This window comes from Pseudomonas sp. LjRoot71, from assembly GCF_964253255.1.
In the GTDB taxonomy this organism is placed as follows: domain Bacteria; phylum Pseudomonadota; class Gammaproteobacteria; order Pseudomonadales; family Pseudomonadaceae; genus Aquipseudomonas.
In genome coordinates, this window is record NZ_CAXURA020000001.1 from 3306670 (window position 1) to 3328186 (window position 21517).

Here is a 21517-nt window from a genome sequence, read left to right on the forward strand (position 1 = left end):
CGTGGTCGCCTGAGCCTGACAACCCTGGAGTGTCTGGTTTGATCGTCTTCCGTTATCTGTCCCGTGAAGTGTTGCTGACCTTGAGTGCTGTAAGCGCAGTGCTGCTGGTCATCATTATGAGTGGTCGCTTTATCCGCTATCTGGCCCAGGCGGCGCAGGGGTTGCTCGACCCTGGGGTGCTGCTGCTGATCATGGCCTATCGGATTCCCGGCTTTTTGCAGCTGATTCTGCCGCTGGGGCTGTTTCTCGGCATCCTGCTGGCCTATGGGCGGATGTACCTGGACAGCGAAATGACCGTGCTGTCGGCCACGGGCATGAGCCAGCAGCGGCTGTTTACTTACAGCCTGGCTCCTGCCGCAATTGTTGCCCTGCTGGCCGGCTGGCTGAGCCTGGGGTTGGCGCCACAGGGTGTTGAGCATGTAGCACGGATTCTCAACCAGCAAAGCGCCATGACAGAGCTGGATACCCTGGTGCCGGGGCGCTTTCAGTCCATGAAGAATGGCGCGCGGGTCACCTACACCGAGGAGTTGTCCGAAGACCGTGGCTCGCTGGCCGGAGTGTTTATTTCCGAGAAACAGCTGACGAGCAAGGGTGACAAGGAGCGTGGGATTTCCGTCTTGGTGGCAGAGTCTGGCCATCAGGAAATCCAGCCAGACGGCAGCCGCTATCTGATTCTGGAAAACGGCTACCGCTATGACGGCAATCCGGGGCAGGCCGATTACCGCGCCATCAAATATGAAACCTACGGTGTACTGCTGCCCAAGCCCGAGGTGGCCACGGATGTCACAGATCGCGAAGCCATTGCGACCCGCGAGTTGATTGGCAGCGATCAGCCGCGCTTGAAGTCCGAGCTACAGTGGCGTTTATCCATCCCTGTTCTGGTTTTTGTCGTCACCTTGCTGGCGGTGCCGTTGTCGCGGGTCAACCCACGGCAGGGGCGATTCCTTAAGTTGTTGCCGGCCATCCTTCTTTATATGGCGTACCTGGCAATGTTGATTGCAGCGCGCGGCGCGCTGGATAACGAGAAAATTCCGGCAGTGCTTGGCTTGTGGTGGGTGCATGGGGTGTTTGTGTTGATTGGTTTGCTGCTGCTGTACTGGGAACCCCTGCGTTTGCGCTGGGCTGCTCGCCGTGCCGTGTTGGAGGTGGCCCGTGGTTAAGCTGGATCGCTACATCGGCGCACAGGTGTTTGTCGCCATTCTTGGGGTGCTGGGGATTATCGTCGGCCTGGCTCTGTTGTTTGCCTTTATCGATGAGCTGGGGGATGTCGAAGGGGGCTACAGCCTGCTCGATGCCAGCTGGTACGTACTGCTGACCGCGCCACGTCGCTTGTACGAAATGCTGCCGATGGCAGCCCTGATCGGCTGCTTGATCGGCCTGGGATCATTGGCCAGCAACAGTGAACTGACCATCATGCGCGCGGCTGGGGTATCGATCGGGCGTATCGTCTGGGCCGTGATGAAGCCGATGCTGGTGCTGATGCTGGTCGGCGTGCTGATTGGTGAATACCTGGCGCCGTATACCGAAAATCAGGCCCAGGCCAGTCGCGCCATGGCGCAGGGCGGTGGCGAGGCGCAGACGGCCAAACGTGGTTTGTGGCACCGCCAGGGGCAGGAGTATGTGCACATCAACGCTGTGCAGCCCAATGGTGTGCTGTTCGGGGTGACCCGTTATCGCTTCGATGAAAACAAGCGCATGCTCTCCGCAAGCTTTGCGCGACGGGCCCAGTACGAGGGTGATCACTGGCAGCTGGAGGAGGTGGCAACCACGCACTTCCAAGAACGCAGCAGTGAAGTGATCAAGCAGGATAGCGAGCGCTGGGATGTCGAGCTGACGCCGCAACTGCTCGGTACCGTAGTGCTGGCCCCCGATGCGCTGTCGATTACCGGGCTGTGGGGCTATATCCACTACCTGGCTGAACAAGGGCTCAATAACAGCCAGTACTGGCTGTCGTTCTGGACCAAGGTGTTGCAGCCGTTGGTGACGGCGGCCCTGGTGCTGATGGCGATTTCCTTTATTTTCGGCCCGCTGCGTTCGGTGACCCTCGGCCAGCGCGTGTTTGCCGGCGTGCTGGTGGGCTTCGTGTTCCGCATTGCCCAGGATCTGCTGGGGCCATCGAGCCTGGTATTCGGCTTCTCACCATTGTTCGCGGTGCTTATTCCTGCGGGTATCTGTGCCTTGGTGGGCATCTGGTTGCTGCGCCGAGCCGGCTGATCAGGCAACAAAAAGCTGGCGTGTGCATCACTGCATACGCCGGCTTTTTTGTGCCTGCCCACTGCCGCTCAGGTTCTGGCGGGATTAATCATCGCGCCGGCGCACTGGCAGGGTGAGCTACTTCTTGTGAATATTCTTCGGCAACTGGACGACCTGGCTCTCTGAATAGATGTCATGCCAGCTGCGTTTCTCTTTGTCCCAGAGCGCCCAGAAAAAGCCCAGGCCGCACAACAGCCAGGAGCCAATCGCGACCAGAAAACGCAGCAGTGCCTGCCACAGGCTGATGGCGCTGCCGTCACGATTCTGGATGCGCAAGCCCCACACCTGCATGCCCAGGGTCTGGCCGTTGTGCGTCCAAAACTTGGCAAAGAAGCCGAACAGGCTGAGAAACAGCAGTGTCGATAGCAGGGGGTCGCCATCCAGCGCGCCAGCGTCGGACATCTGCTTGAGCTGCGCCTCGCCGTAGAAACCCATCAGAATCAGTTTGTAGACAAAGGTCACGACGATCAGCAGTGCCACACACAGCAGAAAGTCATAAAACATGGCGGCAAAGCGGCGGATCAGCCCGGCGCTGGGGAAATCACCCTGCGGGCGCAGCAGGTGGTTTGGCATAGTCGGCTCTTTATTCAATCGGCTGGCGGAATGGCGGCAAACAATACGGTATTCGCGTGCACTAATGGGTTTGACGTATTTTGCCTGTCGGCTGGCCTTGGTGCGACGTTTAGCAGCCATAAAAAAACCCCTGATGCTGCCATCAGGGGTTCTTCGAAGCGGCAGGATTACTCCTGGATTTGCACTTCGTCAGCCTGCATGCCTTTCTGGCCCTGCACGGCGATAAAGCTGACTTTCTGGCCTTCTTTCAGGCTCTTGAAGCCGTTGCCTTGGATCGCGCGGAAGTGCACGAACAGATCCGGACCGCTTTCAGGAGTGATAAAACCAAAACCTTTTTCGTCGTTAAACCACTTGACGGTACCGTTCTGACGATTCGACATGTTGTATTTCCTTGAAACTAGAGTTGATGACAGCCACCACTCAAGATGAGGGGCTGATACTGGTTGCAAGGAGTAATGCGGCGTCGAACGGGATGTAGCGGATCACGATGATCTACTGCACCAGGTCACGATTTTCGGCGACCCATGCAAACACAGTGCAGAAACTCTACGCTAACTTTCGCGCAAATGCCAACCCCCGCCAGGGCATGCAAACGCTGGGCTTTGACAGGGTTTTAGCGGGTTTTCACTGGAGGATTTACTGCGCCTGAATATCGCATGCGAGCGCGTTTATGGCATTGCGCCAAGATTACGCCGGGCAATAAAAAAGGCCTTGAATTTCAAGGCCTTTCTTCGAATCTATGGTGCCCCGGGGGAGACTCGAACTCCCACTTCTTTCGAAAACGGATTTTGAATCCGCCGCGTCTACCGGTTCCGCCACCGGGGCACAATGGCGGCGCAGTATAGGGATGAGGTGGGGGTTGGTCAATCCACTTGCGTGGTCAGTCTGCATGATTTCCGGTAAGCTTTGCCGCCCTGCTAGACGACCTCCTCCCGACCATGCGCGTTGCCGACTTCAATTTCGAGCTGCCAGACGCTCTGATTGCCCGCCATCCTCTTTCCGAGCGCCGTGCCAGCCGTTTGCTGGCGCTGGACGGGCCGACGGGTGAGCTGGCACATAAACAATTCAGTGATCTACTGGACTATCTGCGTCCTGGCGACCTGATGGTATTCAACAATACCCGGGTGATCCCGGCGCGGCTGTTTGGCCAGAAAGCCTCGGGCGGCAAGCTGGAGATTCTGGTCGAGCGCGTACTGGATAGTCATCGCGTGCTCGCCCATGTGCGTTCGAGCAAGTCGCCGAAACCGGGTTCGAGCATTCTGATCGACGGCGGTGGCGAAGCCGAGATGGTCGCGCGCCATGATGCGCTGTTCGAACTGCGTTTTGCCGAAGAGGTATTGCCGCTGCTCGAGCGCGTTGGCCATATGCCGTTGCCGCCCTATATCGATCGTCCGGATGAGCAGGCTGACCGTGAGCGCTACCAGACTGTATATGCCGACCGTGCCGGTGCTGTCGCGGCGCCTACTGCCGGGCTGCATTTTGATCAACAGTTGCTGGCGACGATTGCCGAGAAGGGTGTCGAGCGGGCCTTTGTGACCCTGCATGTTGGCGCGGGTACCTTTCAGCCGGTGCGCGTTGAGCGCATTGAAGATCATCACATGCACAGCGAGTGGCTGGAGGTCAGCCAGGATGTGGTCGATGCCGTGGCTGCCTGCCGTGCGCGGGGTGGGCGGGTGATTGCCGTCGGCACCACCAGTGTGCGTTCGCTGGAAAGTGCAGCGCGCGATGGTGTGCTCAAGGCGTTCAGCGGTGATACCGACATCTTTATCTACCCCGGTCTGCCGCTGCATGTGGTCGATGCGCTGGTGACCAATTTCCATTTGCCGGAGTCGACCCTGCTGATGCTGGTGTCGGCCTTTGCCGGCTATCCGGAAACCATGGCGGCGTACCAGTGCGCTATCGCCGAGGGTTACCGCTTCTTTAGTTACGGTGATGCCATGTTTATCACCCGCAACCCCGCACCACGCGGGCCAGAGGAACAGCTATGACGCGCACCTGCCGCATGTCTTTCGAATTGTTGGCAACCGAGGGCAAGGCGCGCCGTGGTCGGTTGACCTTCCCGCGTGGCGTGGTGGAAACCCCGGCCTTCATGCCTGTGGGCACCTATGGCACGGTCAAGGGCATGCTGCCGCGTGATATCGAAGCGATTGGCGCGCAGATCATCCTCGGCAACACCTTCCACCTGTGGCTGCGCCCAGGCACCGAGGTGATCAAGAAGCACGGCGATCTGCATGACTTTATGCAGTGGCAGGGGCCGATCCTCACCGACTCCGGTGGTTTTCAGGTGTTCAGCCTGGGTGCCATGCGCAAGATCAAGGAGGAGGGGGTGTACTTCGCCTCGCCGGTCGACGGTGCCAAGGTATTTATGGGGCCGGAAGAGTCGATGCAGGTGCAGCGCGACCTGGGCTCCGACATCGTGATGATTTTCGACGAGTGCACGCCGTATCCAGCCGAGTTCGATGTGGCCAAGCGCTCGATGGAGTTGTCGTTGCGCTGGGCCAAGCGTTCCAAGGAGGCCCATGGCGACAATACGGCGGCGCTGTTTGGTATCGTCCAGGGCGGTATGCATGAAGAGCTGCGCAAGGTTTCCCTGGATGGTCTGGAGCAGATCGGGTTTGACGGTTATGCCATTGGCGGCCTGTCAGTCGGTGAGCCGAAAGAGGAAATGATCAAGGTGCTGGATTACCTGCCCGCGCAACTACCGGCCGACAAGCCGCGTTACCTGATGGGGGTGGGCAAGCCGGAAGATTTGGTCGAGGGTGTGCGCCGCGGTGTGGACATGTTCGACTGCGTAATGCCGACCCGTAATGCGCGTAACGGTCACCTGTTTATCGATACCGGCGTGCTGAAAATCCGCAATGCTTTCCACAAACATGACGATTCTCCGCTGGATCCGACTTGTGACTGTTACACCTGCAAACATTTCTCCCGCGCCTATCTGCATCATCTGGATAAATGCGGCGAAATGCTGGGTAGCATGCTCAATACAATCCACAACTTACGGCATTATCAGGTGCTGATGGCTGGTTTGCGCGAGGCTATTCAACAGGGTACATTGGCCGCCTTTGTCGATGCCTTCTATGCCAAACGCGGGCTGTCAACGCCGCCTCTGGATTGATCCCCAACTGTTTAAAGACCCTTGCAACAGGAGTGTTACATGAGCTTTTTTATCCCCGCTGCTTTCGCTGAAGGCGCCGCACCGGCTGCCGGTCCTGCTGGTAGTGGCTTTGAATGGGTGTTTCTGGTCGGCTTTCTGGTCATCTTCTATCTGATGATCTGGCGTCCACAGGCCAAACGTGCCAAAGAGCACAAGAACCTGATCGGTGGCCTGCAGAAAGGCGACGAAGTGGTCACCAGCGGCGGTATTGCTGGCAAGGTGTCGAAAGTCTCCGATGACTTCGTGGTAATCGAAGTGTCCGATACCGTTGAGCTGAAGATTCAGAAAGTGGCTATCGCCGCTTCGCTGCCCAAGGGCACGCTGAAAGCGATCTAAGCAACACATCATTACCACTCGACGGGGCGCTTCATGCGCCCCGCGTCATAACGGGCGGCGTCATGCTCAACAAATTCCCTGTCTGGAAATACCTGCTGATTCTGGCTGTGCTGGCAATCGGCGCTCTCTATTCCCTGCCCAATCTGTACCCGGATGACCCGGCGATCCAGATCAGTGGCAACAGCAGCGCGATGCGTGTCGAGCAGGCTGATCTGGATCGCGCAAGTCGCGCGCTGGAAGCCGCTGGCATCAGCGTCAAGGTGACAACCCTGTCCAACCAGGGTCGCGCAGGCCTGCTGCGTCTGAATAAGGCCGAAGATCAACTGCCGGCCAAAGATTTGGTGCGCAAGGCGCTGAGCGACGAGTTCGTGGTGGCCTTGAACCTGGCGCAAACCACGCCGCAGTGGCTGCGTAACTTGGGTGGCAGTCCGATGAAGCTGGGTCTGGATCTTTCCGGCGGTGTGCACTTCCTGATGGAGGTGGACATGGACAAGGCGCTGGATGCGCGTCGCAAAGTCTACGAGGGTGAGGTCAAGAGCCTGCTGCGCAAGGAGCGTGTACGTTACCGCAGTCTGCCTGAGGCCAATGGCGCCATTCAGCTGGGTTTTGCCGATGAAGCGTCGCTGGAGAAAGCGCAGCGCCTGATCCGCAAGGACTTCACCGATTTTGAACTGAGCACTGTGCAGCGTGGTGAGCAGCAGGTGCTGCGTCTGGCATTGACTCAGGCCAAGCTGGCTGAAATCCGCGAGTACTCGATCAAGCAAAACTTGACCACCGTGCGTAACCGGGTCAACGAGTTGGGTGTGGCCGAGCCGCTGGTGCAGCGTCAGGGTGCCAATCGTATCGTGGTTGAACTGCCGGGCGTGCAGGACACCGCCGAAGCCAAACGTATCCTAGGTAAGACCGCCAACCTGGAGTTCCGCCTGGCCGCTGAGCCGGGCGCTGCCAAGGCCGCGACCGAAAGTTTTGAGTTCCGCCAGGAGGGTCGTCCGCCGGCACAGCTGGAGCGTGAGCTGATAATCACCGGTGATCAGGTGACCGATGCTCAGGCCAGTTTCGATGAGAACGGCAGCCCGCAGGTGAACATCCGTCTGGATGGCCGTGGCGGCGATCTGATGAACCGTGCCACCCGCAGCAATGTTGGGCGCAGCATGGCGGTGATTTTCATCGAGCAGAAGCCGGTTTCCCGCTATGTGCGCCAGGTCGTTGATGGTGTCGAGAAGGACGTCGAGCTGCAGACCTTCGTTGAAGAGAAGAAGATCATCAGCCTGGCCACTATTCAGTCGCCACTGGGCAGTCAGTTCCGTATCACTGGGCTGGACGGTCAGGGCGAATCGTCCGAGCTGGCCTTGCTGCTGCGTGCGGGTGGTCTGGCGGCGCCGATGTACTTTGCTGAAGAACGCACCATTGGCCCGAGCCTCGGGGCTGACAACATCACCAAGGGTATTGAGGCCTCGCTGTGGGGCATGCTCTTCGTGTCGTTGTTCATCATTGCCATCTATCGCTTCTTTGGTGTGCTGGCGACCATCGCTCTGGCGTTCAACATGGTCTTGCTGTTGGCGCTGATGTCGTTGCTCAGTGCCACCCTGACCCTTCCGGGTATTGCCGGTATCGTGCTGACCATGGGTATGGCGGTGGACGCCAACGTGCTGATCTTCTCGCGGATTCGTGAGGAAATTGCCAATGGCATGTCGGTACAGCGGGCGATTCATGAGGGCTTTGATCGTGCCTATACGGCAATTCTTGATGCCAACCTGACCACCCTGTTGGTTGGCGGCATTCTGTTTGCCATGGGCACCGGGCCGGTCAAGGGCTTCGCCGTGACCATGTCGCTGGGCATCGTGACGTCGATGTTTACCGCCATTCTGGTGACTCGTGCCATGGTCAACCTGATCTTCGGCGGGCGTGACTTCAAGAAGCTGTGGATCTAAGGGGTTAGATGATGCGTACGATCAACTTTATGGGCGCGCGCAACCTTGCGTTCGCCATCACGATGCTTCTGACCCTGCTTGCTCTGGGTAGCTGGTTCTACAAGGGTCTCAACTTCGGCCTGGACTTCACCGGCGGTACGCAGATCGAGTTGAGCTACACCCAGCCTGCCGATCTCGGCAAGGTGCGTGATCAACTGGTCGCGGCAGGTTATACCGATGCCGTGGTGCAGACCTTCGGTGCCACCACGGATGTGGTGGTGCGTCTGCAGGGTGATGATCCGAACCTGGGCAATCAGGTTGCCGCTGCCCTGCAGGGTGCTGGCGATGAAGCGGTAACCGTCAAGAAAGTCGAGTTCGTCGGGCCGCAGGTCGGTGAAGAGCTGCGTGACCAGGGTGGCCTGGGCATGCTGCTGGCGCTGGGTGGGATCATGCTGTACCTGGCGTTCCGCTTTCAGTGGAAGTTCGCCCTGGGCGCCATCGTTTCCTTGGTTCACGACGTGGTGGTGACCCTTGGCATTCTGTCGTTTTTCCAGATTACCTTCGACCTGACGGTGTTGGCGGCTCTGCTGGCGATCATCGGTTACTCGCTGAACGACACCATCGTGGTGTTTGACCGCGTGCGTGAGAACTTCCGGGTGCTGCGCAAGACCAGTCTGATCGACAACATCAACATTTCCACAACCCAGACGCTGCTGCGCACCATGGCCACATCGATTTCGACATTGCTGGCGATTGCCGCGCTGCTGATCTTTGCGGGTGACAACCTTTACGGTTTCTCCGTGGCGTTGTTCATGGGGGTGTTGGCGGGTACCTATTCGTCGATCTATATCGCCAACGTGGTGCTGATCTGGCTCAACCTGAGTGTGGATGACCTGATTCCCCCGGTAGTGGCAGAAGAGGTTGATGAGCGTCCCTGATTCTGTGCGTTTCATCGCAAATGGTTGAATGAACCGGGCATGTGTTGAACTTGCCCGGTTTTTTTATGCTCCAAGGCTGGGAGTAAGGTGCGCTGAGCACCGCAGTGATAGGTCGAAGGAGGCGTGCATGAACAAGTCAATGTTGGTAGGTGCGGTACTGGGTGCGGTCGGTGTGACAGCGGGTGGCGCTGTGGCGACTTATAGCCTGGTCAGTGCGCCGCAATATGCCGAAGTGCTAGCCGTGAAGCCTGTGAAGGAAACCATCAAGACCCCGCGCGAAGTGTGCAAGGACGTTGCCGTGACGCGTCAGGCGCCAGTCAAGGATGAACATCAAATCGCCGGCACCGCCATTGGTGCGGTGGTCGGTGGTCTGCTGGGTAATCAGGTCGGTGGTGGTAACGGCAAGAAGCTGGCAACGGTTGCCGGTGCGGTCGGCGGTGGCTATGCCGGCAACAAGGCGCAAGAGCATCTGCAGAGTCGTGATACCTACACCACCACGGAAACCCGCTGCAGCACAGTGACCGACACCAGCGAGAAGCTGGTGGGCTATGACGTCAAGTACGAACTGGAGGGCAAGGTCAGCCAGGTGCGCATGGCCAGTGATCCAGGCCGGCAGATTCCGGTGCGTGACGGTCAGCTGGTGCTGGTGGACTAATCGTCAGCAGTTTTTCCAGGCACAAAAAAGCGCCCCGCAGGGCGCTTTTTTTGTGGTCGCTGATCAGCGTTTCAGCGAAGCCGACAGATGCGGCTGAATGGCAGTCAGTACGGCCTTGAAGCATTTGGTGTTGCCGGCAACGATCTGGCCTTTCTCCAGGAAGTCGTGACCGCCGCTGAAGTCACTGACCAAGCCGCCTGCTTCCTGAATCAGCAGAGCGCCAGCTGCCATGTCCCACTCGGACAGGCCGAACTCCCAGAAGGCATCGAAGCGGCCGGCAGCCACGTAGGCCAGATCCAGGCTCGCTGCGCCTGCGCGGCGTACGCCAGCGGTCTGGCCGACCAGGCTGCGGAACATGCCGATGTAGTTTTCCAGGTTTTCCATCTGGCTGTCGCGGAACGGGAAGCCGGTGCCGAGCAGGGCGCCTTCCAGGCTCTTGCGGTTGCCCACGCGCAGGCGGCGGCCGTTGAGGGCAGCGCCACGGCCGCGGCTGGCGGTGAATTCTTCCTGGCGCACCGGGTCGATGATCACGGCGTGCTCAAGGCGACCGCGGTATTTACACGCAATGCTGACGGCGTAATGCGGAATGCCGCGGATAAAGTTAGTGGTGCCATCCAGTGGATCGATAATCCACAGGTAGTCGGCCCCATCGCCGCTGCCTTCGCTCAGGCCGCTTTCCTCGCCGAGGACGCCGTGGTTCGGGAAGGCTTTGCGCAGCGCCTGAATGATCAGCTGCTCAGCGGAGCGATCAATTTCAGTCACATAGTCCTTGGCTTCTTTCTCGTCGACCGAGATGACGTCCAAGCGTTCGGTCGAGCGGAAGATCATTTCGCCGGCGCTACGGGCTGCGCGCAGCGCGATATTCAGCATGGGCTGCATGGATGTTCACCTGGGTCGTTAAAGAAAGCCGGCCATTCTAGCAGAAAAGCGCGGCGGTTGAAGTGCAACCTGCGCCTTGCGTGGCGTAAGGCGAGTGACTTCTGTAAGATTTACCGTCTGATGTCATGCTCTGTGGGTGTTTGTGGTGCTGGAAAATATTCGCGTCGTGTTAGTGGGTACCAGTCATCCGGGTAATATCGGTGGCGCGGCGCGGGCCATGAAAAACATGGGTTTGTCGCAGTTGGTGCTGGTGGATCCGCAGGATTTTCCCAGTGACGAGGCTGTAGCGCGGGCTTCCGGAGCTACGGATATTCTGCAGGCCGCGCAAGTGGTCGGTACGCTCGAGGAGGCACTGGTCGGTTGTCGTCTGGTGCTCGGTACCAGCGCGCGGGATCGGCATATTCCCTGGCCGATGCTGGAGCCGCGAGAGTGCGGCGTGACGGCCTGCGAACAGGCGCGGCAAGGTGCACAGGTTGCCCTGGTGTTTGGGCGTGAATATGCCGGCCTGACCAACGAGGAGCTGCAGCGCTGTCATTACCATGTGCACATTCCGTCTGATCCGACGTTCAGTTCATTGAATCTGGCAGCGGCGGTTCAGGTGCTGGCCTATGAGGTGCGAATGGCCTGGTTGGCGAGCGAGGGGCAGCCCCTCGCGCAGGTGCCGGTTGCCGACGAGGGTGACGAGCCTGTGACGGCTGACGAGCTTGAATCGTTTTACCGTCACCTGGAGCAGGCGCTGGTTGAGATCGGGTTTCTTGATCCGCTCCGGCCGCGGCATTTGATGAGCCGTCTGCGCCGTCTCTATGGGCGCAGTTCAGTCAGCAAGCTGGAAATGAATATATTGCGCGGCATCTTGACCGAGACCATCAAGGCGGCGCGCGGTGAGCACCATAAGCGGGAGAAGGCAGATGTTTGAGCGCATGCGAGAGGATATTCAAAGTGTGTTTCATCGCGACCCGGCGGCGCGCAATGCGTTTGAGGTGGTCACCTGCTATCCGGGCTTGCATGCCGTTTGGCTGCACCGTGTGGCGCATGCTCTGTGGGTGTCTGGTTGGAAGTGGTTGGCGCGCGTGGTATCAAACTTCGGGCGTTGGCTGACGGGTATCGAGATCCACCCTGGAGCGAAGATCGGTCGGCGTTTCTTTATCGACCATGGTATGGGCATTGTCATTGGTGAAACGGCCGAGATTGGCAATGATGTAACGCTCTATCAGGGGGTCACCCTGGGAGGCACCAGCTGGAACAAGGGTAAGCGCCACCCGACGCTGGAAGACGGTGTGGTGGTGGGGGCGGGCGCCAAGGTGCTGGGGCCGTTTACGGTCGGTGCCGGTGCCAAGATCGGCTCCAATGCGGTGGTCACCAAGGAAGTGCCGGCGGGCGCGACGGCGGTGGGTATCCCGGGGCGGATCATTCTCAAGGTGGACGATGAGCAGGAGGCTAAGCGTCAGGCGATTGCCGAGAAGCTTGGGTTCGATGCTTATGGCGTGAGTCAGGACATGCCGGACCCGGTGGCGCGTGCCATTGGTCAGTTGCTGGATCATCTGCACGCGGTGGATGGGCGTCTGGAGGGTATGTGCGGTGCCCTCAAGTCCCTGGGTAGTGATTACTGCGCCAAAGATTTGCCGCAACTGCGTGACGAAGATTTCGCGGGCGTGGTCAAAGATGCGGACAAGCCGGCGGCCTGATGGTGTGAGGGGTGGTGGTTTGCTATGATGCGCGCCCCTTATGCTGCCTAATCCCGACTAGTGTGCTAGGTCTTATAGTTGACTTAAATGCTCGGGAATTAGATAATCGCGGCATATTGCGATCACGCGGTAAGCCCTTATGCGATTAACCACCAAAGGCCGTTACGCCGTCACCGCCATGCTGGATTTGGCGCTGCACGCACAGCGTGGGCCGGTGTCACTGGCTGATATTTCCGAGCGGCAGGGCATCTCCCTTTCCTATTTGGAGCAACTGTTTGCCAAGCTGCGGCGCGGCAATCTGGTGTCCAGTGTGCGTGGGCCGGGTGGCGGTTATCAGTTGTCGCGCGACATGCGTGGTATCCAGGTTGCCGAAGTGATCGATGCGGTCAATGAGTCGGTCGATGCTACCCGCTGTCAGGGGCAAGGCGACTGTCACGCGGGTGATACCTGTCTGACCCACCATCTGTGGTGCGACCTGAGCCAGCAGATACACGAATTCCTCAGCGGCATCAGCTTGGCTGATCTGGTAACCCGACGAGAAGTGCAGGAAGTAGCCCAGCGCCAGGATCAGCGCCGCTGCAATGGCAGGACGCCGTTTCTGGATAAGATCGAAGCGTCCGCCGTTGATTGAGCGCAAGGCGCTGGCCAGCTGGCCTGAGACCTGATTAGGAGAAAGTTGATGAAATTGCCGATTTACCTCGATTATTCCGCCACCACGCCGGTTGATCCGCGTGTTGCGCAAAAAATGAGCGAATGCCTGCTGGTTGACGGCAATTTCGGTAACCCGGCATCGCGCTCTCATGTATTTGGCTGGAAAGCTGAGGAAGCGGTTGAGAATGCTCGCCGCCAGGTGGCTGAGCTGGTCAATGCCGATCCGCGCGAGATTGTCTGGACGTCCGGTGCTACCGAGTCCAACAACCTGGCCATCAAGGGTATTGCCGACTTCTACAAGACGAAAGGCAAGCACCTGATTACCTCGAAGATTGAGCACAAAGCGGTGCTCGACACCATGCGCCAACTTGAGCGCGAAGGCTTCGAAGTCACCTACATTGAGCCGGGCGAAGATGGCCTGATTACTCCGGCCATGATTGAGGCCGTGCTGCGTGAGGACACCATTCTGGTGTCGGTCATGCATGTGAACAACGAAATCGGCACCATCAATGACATCGCAGCGATTGGTGAGCTGACCCGCTCGCGCGGCGTGTTCTTCCACGTTGATGCGGCGCAATCCACCGGCAAAGTGGCGATCGACCTGGAGACCCTCAAGGTCGACCTGATGTCCTTCTCTGCGCACAAGACCTATGGTCCGAAAGGCGTCGGTGCGCTGTTCGTGCGCCGCAAGCCGCGTGTGCGTCTGGAGGCGCAGACCCACGGTGGCGGTCATGAGCGCGGCATGCGTTCCGGCACTCTGGCGACCCACCAATGTGTGGGCATGGGCGAAGCCTTCCGCATTGCCAAGGAAGAAATGGCTCAGGAAAACCAGCGCATCCTGGCCCTGCGTGAGCGCTTCTTCAAGCAGGTGGACGGTCTGGAAGAGCTGTACATCAACGGCAGCATGACTGCCCGTGTGCCGCACAACCTCAACCTCAGCTTCAACTACGTTGAGGGTGAGTCGCTGATCATGGCGCTCAAGGATCTGGCGGTTTCCTCCGGTTCGGCGTGTACCTCGGCCTCTCTGGAGCCGTCCTACGTGTTGCGCGCCCTGGGCCGCAATGACGAGCTGGCACATAGCTCCATCCGTTTTACCTTCGGCCGCTTCACCACAGATGAAGAAGTCGATTACGCCGCGCAGAAAGTCTGTGAGGCAGTCACCAAGCTGCGCGAATTGTCGCCGCTGTGGGATATGTACAAAGACGGTGTCGACATCTCCAAGATCGAGTGGGCGGCGCACTAAGTAGTCGCCGAGCAAGAGCGACTCTCTGATGAGGAAGGAATACCAGCATGGCTTACAGTGAAAAGGTCATTGACCACTACGAGAACCCGCGCAACGTCGGCAAGATGGACGCGGAGGACCCGGACGTCGGCACCGGTATGGTCGGTGCGCCGGCCTGCGGTGACGTAATGCGTCTGCAGATCAAGGTCAACGAGCAGGGCGTGATTGAAGACGCCAAGTTCAAGACCTATGGCTGCGGTTCGGCAATAGCCTCCAGCTCCCTCGCCACCGAGTGGATGAAGGGCAAGACTCTGGACGAAGCCGAAACCATCAAAAACACCCAGCTGGCCGAGGAATTGGCCCTGCCGCCGGTGAAAATTCACTGCTCGGTACTCGCCGAAGACGCCATCAAGGCCGCTGTGCGCGATTACAAGCAGAAGAAAGGCTTGCTCTAAGGAGGTTTGTCGATGGCTATCAGCATGACCGAAGCTGCCGCTCAGCACGTGCGTCGCTCGCTTGAGGGGCGCGGCAAGGGCGAAGGTATTCGCCTGGGTGTGCGCACCACGGGCTGTTCCGGCTTGGCTTATGTGCTGGAGTTTGTCGATGAGGCCGCCAGCGAAGATCAGGTGTTCGAAAATCATGGCGTCAAGGTGATCATCGATCCCAAGAGTCTGGTCTACCTCGATGGCACCGAGCTCGATTTCGTCAAGGAAGGGTTGAACGAAGGCTTCAAGTTCAACAACCCGAACGTACGCGGCGAATGTGGCTGCGGCGAAAGCTTCAATATCTGAGGCGCGTGTGGGCAGTCCTTGTCACTTTGCATTGTTTGACCTGCAGCCAGGCTTTCGCCTGGATCAGGATTTGTTGGCCAGCCGTTACCGTGAGCTGGCACGGCATGTCCATCCGGACCGCTTTGCGGATGCCTCCGAGCGCGAGCAGCGCTTGGCACTTGAACAGTCCGCAAGTCTTAATGAAGCCTATCGGACGTTGAAGAATGCGCCGCAGCGTGCGCGTTATTTGCTAGCGCTGCGTGGCCCGGAGTTGCCGCTGGAAGTCACTGTGCAGGATCCCGGCTTTCTCATGCAGCAGATGCAGTGGCGTGAAGAGCTGGAAGAGTTGCATGAGAGCGCTGATCTGGTCGGCGTTGCGCAATTCAAGCGGCGTCTGAAAGTGGCTCAGGATGAGCTCAACGAAAGTTTTGCCGTTTGTTGGGATGATGCCGCGCGGCGCGAAGAGGCCGAGCGCCTGATGCGTCGCATGCAGTTTCTCGACAAGCTCTCTCACGAGGTGCGCCAGCTGGAAGAGCGCCTCGACGATTAACGCTGGTATGCCCTTGCCGCGTACCTGATACCTAAGCACTGATTAATCATGGCCTTACTGCAGATCGCTGAGCCCGGACAAAGCCCCCAGCCACACCAGCGTCGACTGGCGGTGGGGATTGATCTGGGTACCACTAATTCGCTGGTCGCTGCTGTACGCAGCGGCCTGTCCGAGCCACTGGCCGATGCTGCCGGGCAGGTCATTCTGCCGTCCGCTGTGCGTTATCACGCTGATCGCATTGAGGTGGGGGAGGCGGCCAAAGCATCTGCTTCGGCTGATCCGCTGAATACTGTGTTGTCGGTCAAGCGTCTGATGGGGCGTGGCCTAGCGGACGTCAAACAACTTGGCGAGCAGCTGCCGTACCGTTTTGTTGGTGGCGAATCGCATATGCCGTTTATCGAGACCGTGCAGGGGCCGAAAAGCCCGGTTGAAGTCTCTGCGGATATTCTCAAGGTGCTGCGTCAGCGCGCTGAAGCGACCCTGGGTGGTGAGCTGGTCGGTGCGGTGATCACCGTGCCGGCTTATTTCGATGATTCGCAGCGTCAGGCGACCAAGGATGCTGCGCGCCTGGCCGGACTGAATGTGTTGCGTCTGCTCAATGAGCCGACTGCCGCTGCAGTCGCTTATGGCCTGGATCAGCACGCCGAGGGCGTGGTCGCTATTTATGACCTGGGTGGCGGTACCTTCGATATTTCCGTGCTGCGTCTGACTGGCGGTGTGTTTGAAGTGCTCGCCACCGGCGGCGACAGCGCGCTGGGTGGTGATGACTTCGATCATGCGATTGCTGGTTGGATCGTTGAGCAGGCGGGTATTTCCTCTGATCTTGATCCGGCTCAACAGCGCCTGTTGCTGGAAGCGGCCTGTGCCGCCAAAGAAGCACTGACTGAGAGCGCCACGGCCAGCCTCAGCTATGCCGGATGGGCGGGGCAATTGAGTCGTGAGCAGTTCGATGCGTTGATCGAACCCATGCTGGTGCGCAGCCTCAAGGCCTGTCGCCGTGCAGTGCGCGATGCTGGTATTGAGTTGGATGAAGTTGAAGCCGTGGTCATGGTTGGCGGCTCCACCCGAGTGCCGCGTGTGCGTCAGGCGGTTGCCGAGTTGTTCGCGCGCGAGCCGTTGACCGATATCGATCCAGATCAGGTGGTGGCCATCGGTGCGGCGATTCAGGCGGATGCTCTGGCCGGCAACAAGCGCGGCGATGGCGAAGAGTTGCTGTTGCTGGATGTGATTCCCCTGTCGCTCGGCCTGGAAACCATGGGCGGGCTGATGGAAAAGGTCATCCCGCGCAATACCACCATCCCGGTTGCCCGTGCCCAGGATTTCACCACCTATAAAGATGGCCAGACGGCCATGATGATTCATGTGTTGCAGGGTGAGCGTGAGCTGATCAGTGATTGCCGCTCCCTGGCGCGCTTTGAATTGCGCGGCATTCCGCCGATGGTGGCAGGGGCTGCGAAAATTCGTGTGACCTTCCAGGTTGATGCCGATGGTCTGCTTAGCGTCGCGGCGCGTGAGCTGGCGTCTGGCGTCGAAGCGAGCATCCAGGTCAAACCGTCCTATGGCCTGACTGACGGTGAAATCGCCCGCATGCTGCAGGACTCCTTCAAGAACGCCGGCGACGACAAAGTCGCCCGTGTGCTGCGCGAACAGCAGGTCGATGCCCAGCGTCTGCTTGAGGCTGTCGAGGCCGCGTTGCTGGCCGATGGTGAGCGCCTGCTGGAGGCTGACGAGCGCCTGGCAATCGAGGCGCAGATGCAGCAGTTGCGTGATTTGATGGCCGGCACCGATGGTCTGGCGATTGAGCAGCAAACCAAACGGTTGACCCAGGTGACGGATGCCTTTGCGGCACGTCGTCTGGATGCCACGGTCAAGGCTGCATTGGCTGGCCGTAGTCTTGATGAGATTGAGGAATAAGCATGCCGCAGATCATTTTTCTGCCTCACGCCGTATTGTGTCCGGAAGGGCTGGTGGTTGACGTCGAGCCGGGTGCGTCGGTGCTTGAGGTGGCGCATGAGCATCACATCGAAATCGAGAGTGCCTGCGGTGGCGTCTGTGCCTGCACCACCTGTCACTGCATTATCCGTGAGGGCTTCGATTCGTTGGCCGAGGCTGATGAGCTGGAGGAGGACATGCTAGACAAGGCTTGGGGCCTTGAGGCGCAGTCGCGGCTGTCCTGTCAGGCTATTGTCGGTACTGAGGATCTGACCGTCGAGATTCCCAAGTACTCGCTCAATCACGCCGCTGAAGCACCGCACTGAGTTCAGGAGTTGTTATGAGTCTGAAGTGGGTTGATGTTCTGGAAATCGCCATTCAATTGGCAGAGTCCAAACCTGAGGTAGACCCTCGCTACGTGAATTTTGTTGATCTACATAAGTGGATTCTGGCATTGCCGGAGTTCAGTGACGATCCACAGCGCGGCGGCGAGAAAGTCCTGGAAGCTGTCCAGGCGGCCTGGATCGAAGAAGCCGACTGATACGGCTTGTGTCGCGCCCTACGCATTTAACCGGAACCCGCGTATAATTCGCGGGTTTAATTTTTCGCTTTAATCATTGTTTCTGGAGTTTCACATGGCTGTTCAACGCACTTTCTCCATCATCAAGCCTGATGCTGTTGCTAAAAACGTTGTTGGCGAGATCACCACTCGTTTCGAAAAAGCCGGCCTGCGCGTCGTTGCTTCGAAAATGGTTCAACTGTCCGAGCGCGAAGCTGCTGGCTTCTACGCTGAGCACAGCGAGCGTGGCTTCTTCAAGGATCTGGTTGCATTCATGACTTCCGGTCCGGTTATCGTTCAGGTTCTGGAAGGCGAAAACGCTGTTCTGGCTAACCGCGAACTGATGGGCGCCACCAACCCGAAAGAAGCAGCTGCCGGCACCATCCGTGCTGACTTCGCTGTTTCCATCGACGAGAACGCTGTCCACGGTTCCGATTCGGAAGCCTCCGCTGCCCGTGAAATCGCTTACTTCTTTGCTGCCACCGAAGTTTGCGCACGCATTCGCTAAGCGAATCGGGTGAGGGTGAAGCCATGACTGCATCGACCGGTAAAATCAACCTGCTGGGGCTGACCCTGGCAGAGATGGAACAATTCTTCGAAAGCATCGGGGAAAAGCGTTTCCGTGCCGGTCAGGTGATGAAGTGGATTCACCATTTTGGCGTCGATGATTTCGCCGCCATGAGTAATGTCGGCAAGGTCTTGCGCGAAAAGCTCGAGGCCTCTGCTGAAATCCGCGGCCCGGAAGTGGTCAGCGAAGATATTTCCACTGATGGCACGCGCAAGTGGGTTGTGCGGGTGGCGTCAGGCAGTTGTGTGGAAACCGTGTATATCCCCCAGGGCTCGCGTGGCACTTTGTGTGTGTCTTCGCAGGCCGGTTGTGCGCTGGATTGCAGTTTCTGCTCAACCGGTAAACAAGGTTTTAACAGCGACCTGAGTGCCGCCGAGGTGATCGGTCAGGTGTGGATCGCTAACAAGTCGTTCGGCAGCGTGCCGGCGAAGATCGACCGTGCCATCACCAACGTGGTGATGATGGGCATGGGCGAACCGCTGCTGAATTTCGACAACGTCGTCGCAGCCATGAAAATCATGATGGACGACCTCGGTTACGGTATCTCCAAACGCAAGGTGACCCTGTCGACCTCGGGCGTCGTGCCGATGATCGACAAACTTGGCGAGGTGATCGACGTATCATTGGCCTTGTCGCTGCATGCGCCGAACGATGCGCTGCGCAACCAACTGGTGCCGATCAACAAGAAGTACCCGCTGGAAATGCTGCTGGCGGCGTGCAAACGCTATGTCTCGCGACTTGGCGAGAAGCGTGTGCTGACTATCGAGTACACCCTGCTCAAGGATGTTAACGATAAGACCGAGCACGCTGAGGAAATGATCGCACTTCTCAAGGATGTGCCTTGCAAGATCAACCTGATTCCGTTTAATCCCTTCCCACACTCGGGCTACGAACGGCCGAGCAACAATGCCATCCGCCGCTTCCAGGACCTGCTGCACAAAGCCGGTCACAATGTCACCGTGCGCACCACGCGCGGCGAAGACATCGATGCCGCCTGTGGTCAGTTGGTTGGCCAGGTCATGGACCGTACCCGTCGTAGTGAGCGCTATATTGCTGTGCGTGAGTTGAGTAGCGAGGCCGAAACGCCAAGTTCCGCCGCCAATCGAACCTGAGGGGAGGATACCCATGACCTTGCGTCCCGCGTTATTGCTGTTGGCCGCCAGTCTGTTAGCCGGTTGTGTCACAACCGGTAATGTTGACCCGATGAAGACCGGCAAAGGCCGTGAAGAAGCCCGTGATGCTTATGTGCAACTGGGTATTGGGTATCTGCAGCAAGGGGAAACCGAACGCGCCAAGGTGCCGCTGAAAAAAGCGCTGGAACTCGACTCGTCAAATGCGGACGCGCATGCCGCACTGGCTCTGGTATTCCAGATCGAGATGGAGCCGAAACTGGCCGATGAGCACTTCCGCAAGGCCATTTCACAGCGGCGTGATGATGCTCGTTTATTGAATAACTACGGCAGCTTCTTGTTTGAGCAAAAACGCTACCAGGAGGCGATGGAACGTTATACCCAGGCGGCTCAGGACAACCTTTACCCTGAGCGCTCGCGGATTTTTGAAAACCTGGGTTTGACGGCCCTGCAGTTGCAACAGCGCGAAGAGGCCAAGGCTTATTTCGAGCGCTCTCTGCGTTTGAACAGTCGTCAACCCCGTGCGTTGATGGAAATGGCCCTGCTGTCTTTCGAGGACAAACAGTTCGTTCCGGCCCGCAGTTATTACGAGAGCTATCTGACTCTGGCGCCGCACGATGCGCGTAGCCTGCTGCTGGGTGTGCGCTTGGCGAAGGTTTTTGAGGAGCGCGACAATGCCGCGAGCCTCGGTCTGCAGTTGAAACGGCTTTATCCGGGCACCCCGGAATATCAGCAATACCTGTCGGAGCAATGATGAAAGCGGCGCATCCAGAAGTGCTAGCAGTTCCCCGTATCAACCCGGGTGAGACTTTGCGCAAGGCTCGTGAGAGTCGTGGTTGGACCATTGCCGAGGTTGCTGGCCAGCTTAATTTGACGCCGCAACGGCTGAGCCAAATCGAGCAGGGCGCGTTTGACAAGTTGCCGGGCAATACCTTTGCCCGTGGTTATGTGCGTGCCTACGCCAAGTTGCTGGAAGTTGACCAGAATCGTCTGGTGCTGGAGTTCGATCAATTTACCGGTAGCGATGCTGCGGGCAGCAGCGTGCATAGCTTGAACCGTATCGAAGAACCGGTGAGCTATTCGCAGCGTGTGTTGCGTATGGTCAGCTTTGTCTTGCTGCTGGCCTTGGCCGGGTTGAGCTTCTTCTGGTGGCAGGAGCAGGCTGAGCGTCGTGCGGAAGATCTGGCTGCGACCAGCCTTGAGCATGTGGAGGTCGACGGTGCCGATGGCACGACGCAGATTCACCCGCTGGATGAGCCTGAAGATCAGGCGGTAGAGGCTGCTCAGGCCGAGAGTGAAGCCCTGCCACCTCTGCTGGATGAAAGTGCTACGGTCGCCGCAGAGTCTACCGTCAGCCCGGTTGAGAGCACACCGACCGCCGCTGTCGCCCCCGCTACAGTGGCTCCGCCGGCACCCGCTCCAGCTCCAGCGGTAACTGAAGCTGTACCACCTGCCACGCCTGCTCCTGCTGCTGTGGCGGCTGCCCCCGTTCAACTGGCTGCCGGCGAAGCATTGGTCAGTGTGACCTTTATTGCTGACTGCTGGACTCAGCTAACCGATGCCAACGGCAAGGTGCTGTTCAGCGCCCTGAAACGTAAAGGCGACAGCCTGGCGTTGGCCGGCAAGGCTCCTTTGGAATTGCGTCTGGGTTTTGCCCGTGGCGCCCAGGTCAGCCTGAATGGCAATCCAGTCGATGTAGCTCCGTTTATCTCCGGTGAAACCGCGCGTCTGAAGTTGGGTGGGCAGTAA

Annotated in this window: 25 protein-coding genes and 1 tRNA gene; 22 read left to right on the forward strand and 4 right to left on the reverse strand. The window is 58.7% G+C overall.

Features of this window, described 5'->3' with window-relative positions; all coding sequences use genetic code 11:
• Nucleotides 1-38: 38 nt before the first annotated feature.
• A complete protein-coding gene (gene lptF / locus ACSQ17_RS15470) occupies nucleotides 39-1160 on the forward strand; it encodes an LPS export ABC transporter permease LptF (protein WP_436069538.1) in 1122 nt (373 codons plus the stop codon).
• The gene (lptG, locus tag ACSQ17_RS15475; RefSeq protein WP_436069539.1) at nucleotides 1153-2214 is read left to right on the forward strand and encodes an LPS export ABC transporter permease LptG; all 1062 of its coding nucleotides are present in this window, start codon (nucleotides 1153-1155) and stop codon (nucleotides 2212-2214) included. The genes lptF and lptG overlap by 8 nt, the downstream gene beginning before the upstream one ends.
• Before the next feature lie 117 nt (nucleotides 2215-2331).
• On the opposite strand, the gene ACSQ17_RS15480 is transcribed toward lptG, so the two are convergent.
• The 3 genes from ACSQ17_RS15480 to ACSQ17_RS15490 all read right to left on the reverse strand — a co-directional run bounded on the left by ACSQ17_RS15480 (nucleotide 2332) and on the right by ACSQ17_RS15490 (nucleotide 3651).
• A complete protein-coding gene (locus tag ACSQ17_RS15480) occupies nucleotides 2332-2826 on the reverse strand; it encodes an RDD family protein (protein WP_436069540.1) in 495 nt (164 codons plus the stop codon).
• Between the two features lie 167 nt (nucleotides 2827-2993).
• Complete coding sequence (locus ACSQ17_RS15485) at nucleotides 2994-3206, reverse strand: cold-shock protein (protein ID WP_090248782.1); 213 nt, start codon at nucleotides 3204-3206, stop codon at nucleotides 2994-2996.
• A 360-nt stretch (nucleotides 3207-3566) separates the two neighbouring features.
• A tRNA-Leu gene (locus ACSQ17_RS15490) sits at nucleotides 3567-3651 on the reverse strand.
• Between the two features lie 113 nt (nucleotides 3652-3764).
• On the opposite strand from ACSQ17_RS15490, the gene queA reads away from it, so the two are divergent.
• The 6 genes from queA to ACSQ17_RS15520 all read left to right on the forward strand — a co-directional run bounded on the left by queA (nucleotide 3765) and on the right by ACSQ17_RS15520 (nucleotide 9822).
• Nucleotides 3765-4814, forward strand: coding sequence for a tRNA preQ1(34) S-adenosylmethionine ribosyltransferase-isomerase QueA (gene queA / locus ACSQ17_RS15495; RefSeq protein WP_436069541.1), 1050 nt, complete (start codon nucleotides 3765-3767; stop codon nucleotides 4812-4814).
• Between the two features lie 14 nt (nucleotides 4815-4828).
• Entirely contained in the window at nucleotides 4829-5944 is a 1116-nt protein-coding gene (gene tgt, locus ACSQ17_RS15500; protein ID WP_436070498.1) for a tRNA guanosine(34) transglycosylase Tgt, read from the forward strand.
• Nucleotides 5945-5983: 39 nt separating this feature from the next.
• Nucleotides 5984-6319, forward strand: a complete 336-nt coding sequence (gene yajC / locus ACSQ17_RS15505) for a preprotein translocase subunit YajC (protein WP_090375534.1) — start codon at nucleotides 5984-5986, stop codon at nucleotides 6317-6319.
• A gap of 62 nt (nucleotides 6320-6381) precedes the next feature.
• A complete protein-coding gene (secD, locus tag ACSQ17_RS15510; RefSeq protein ID WP_436069542.1) occupies nucleotides 6382-8250 on the forward strand; it encodes a protein translocase subunit SecD in 1869 nt (622 codons plus the stop codon).
• Nucleotides 8251-8258: 8 nt separating this feature from the next.
• On the forward strand, nucleotides 8259-9167 hold the full coding sequence (gene secF / locus ACSQ17_RS15515) for a protein translocase subunit SecF (RefSeq protein WP_436069543.1): 909 nt from the start codon (nucleotides 8259-8261) through the stop codon (nucleotides 9165-9167).
• 127 nt (nucleotides 9168-9294) lie between these two features.
• A complete protein-coding gene (locus ACSQ17_RS15520) occupies nucleotides 9295-9822 on the forward strand; it encodes a glycine zipper 2TM domain-containing protein (RefSeq protein WP_436069544.1) in 528 nt (175 codons plus the stop codon).
• Nucleotides 9823-9885: 63 nt separating this feature from the next.
• Here the strand turns inward: ACSQ17_RS15520 and suhB are convergent, their stop codons facing one another.
• The gene (gene suhB / locus ACSQ17_RS15525; protein WP_436069545.1) at nucleotides 9886-10701 is read right to left on the reverse strand and encodes a type III secretion system regulator SuhB; all 816 of its coding nucleotides are present in this window, start codon (nucleotides 10699-10701) and stop codon (nucleotides 9886-9888) included.
• 142 nt (nucleotides 10702-10843) lie between these two features.
• On the opposite strand from suhB, the gene trmJ reads away from it, so the two are divergent.
• The 14 genes from trmJ to ACSQ17_RS15595 all read left to right on the forward strand — a co-directional run bounded on the left by trmJ (nucleotide 10844) and on the right by ACSQ17_RS15595 (nucleotide 21517).
• Entirely contained in the window at nucleotides 10844-11617 is a 774-nt protein-coding gene (gene trmJ / locus ACSQ17_RS15530; protein WP_436070499.1) for a tRNA (cytosine(32)/uridine(32)-2'-O)-methyltransferase TrmJ, read from the forward strand.
• A complete protein-coding gene (cysE, locus tag ACSQ17_RS15535; RefSeq protein WP_436069546.1) occupies nucleotides 11610-12386 on the forward strand; it encodes a serine O-acetyltransferase in 777 nt (258 codons plus the stop codon). The genes trmJ and cysE overlap by 8 nt, the downstream gene beginning before the upstream one ends.
• A 139-nt stretch (nucleotides 12387-12525) precedes the next feature.
• A complete protein-coding gene (iscR, locus tag ACSQ17_RS15540; protein ID WP_233683938.1) occupies nucleotides 12526-13017 on the forward strand; it encodes a Fe-S cluster assembly transcriptional regulator IscR in 492 nt (163 codons plus the stop codon).
• 48 nt (nucleotides 13018-13065) lie between these two features.
• Complete coding sequence (locus tag ACSQ17_RS15545; RefSeq protein WP_233683939.1) at nucleotides 13066-14280, forward strand: IscS subfamily cysteine desulfurase; 1215 nt, start codon at nucleotides 13066-13068, stop codon at nucleotides 14278-14280.
• A 47-nt stretch (nucleotides 14281-14327) separates the two neighbouring features.
• Entirely contained in the window at nucleotides 14328-14714 is a 387-nt protein-coding gene (iscU, locus tag ACSQ17_RS15550) for a Fe-S cluster assembly scaffold IscU (RefSeq protein ID WP_040261926.1), read from the forward strand.
• 12 nt (nucleotides 14715-14726) lie between these two features.
• Nucleotides 14727-15050 carry an iron-sulfur cluster assembly protein IscA gene (gene iscA, locus ACSQ17_RS15555; protein ID WP_090248639.1) on the forward strand — a complete coding sequence of 108 codons (324 nt, stop codon included), beginning with the start codon at nucleotides 14727-14729 and terminating at the stop codon, nucleotides 15048-15050.
• Nucleotides 15051-15057: 7 nt separating this feature from the next.
• Complete coding sequence (gene hscB / locus ACSQ17_RS15560) at nucleotides 15058-15579, forward strand: co-chaperone HscB (protein WP_436069547.1); 522 nt, start codon at nucleotides 15058-15060, stop codon at nucleotides 15577-15579.
• Between the two features lie 48 nt (nucleotides 15580-15627).
• A complete protein-coding gene (hscA, locus tag ACSQ17_RS15565) occupies nucleotides 15628-17493 on the forward strand; it encodes a Fe-S protein assembly chaperone HscA (protein ID WP_436069548.1) in 1866 nt (621 codons plus the stop codon).
• A 2-nt stretch (nucleotides 17494-17495) separates the two neighbouring features.
• A complete protein-coding gene (gene fdx / locus ACSQ17_RS15570; protein WP_436069549.1) occupies nucleotides 17496-17837 on the forward strand; it encodes an ISC system 2Fe-2S type ferredoxin in 342 nt (113 codons plus the stop codon).
• 14 nt (nucleotides 17838-17851) lie between these two features.
• Nucleotides 17852-18052, forward strand: coding sequence for a Fe-S cluster assembly protein IscX (gene iscX / locus ACSQ17_RS15575; protein WP_233683943.1), 201 nt, complete (start codon nucleotides 17852-17854; stop codon nucleotides 18050-18052).
• Between the two features lie 94 nt (nucleotides 18053-18146).
• A complete protein-coding gene (ndk, locus tag ACSQ17_RS15580) occupies nucleotides 18147-18578 on the forward strand; it encodes a nucleoside-diphosphate kinase (RefSeq protein ID WP_090248631.1) in 432 nt (143 codons plus the stop codon).
• A 23-nt stretch (nucleotides 18579-18601) separates the two neighbouring features.
• On the forward strand, nucleotides 18602-19750 hold the full coding sequence (gene rlmN, locus ACSQ17_RS15585; RefSeq protein ID WP_436069550.1) for a 23S rRNA (adenine(2503)-C(2))-methyltransferase RlmN: 1149 nt from the start codon (nucleotides 18602-18604) through the stop codon (nucleotides 19748-19750).
• Between the two features lie 13 nt (nucleotides 19751-19763).
• Nucleotides 19764-20522 carry a type IV pilus biogenesis/stability protein PilW gene (gene pilW, locus ACSQ17_RS15590; RefSeq protein ID WP_436069551.1) on the forward strand — a complete coding sequence of 253 codons (759 nt, stop codon included), beginning with the start codon at nucleotides 19764-19766 and terminating at the stop codon, nucleotides 20520-20522.
• Nucleotides 20522-21517, forward strand: coding sequence for a RodZ domain-containing protein (locus tag ACSQ17_RS15595; protein WP_436069552.1), 996 nt, complete (start codon nucleotides 20522-20524; stop codon nucleotides 21515-21517). Before pilW ends, ACSQ17_RS15595 begins: the two co-directional genes overlap by 1 nt.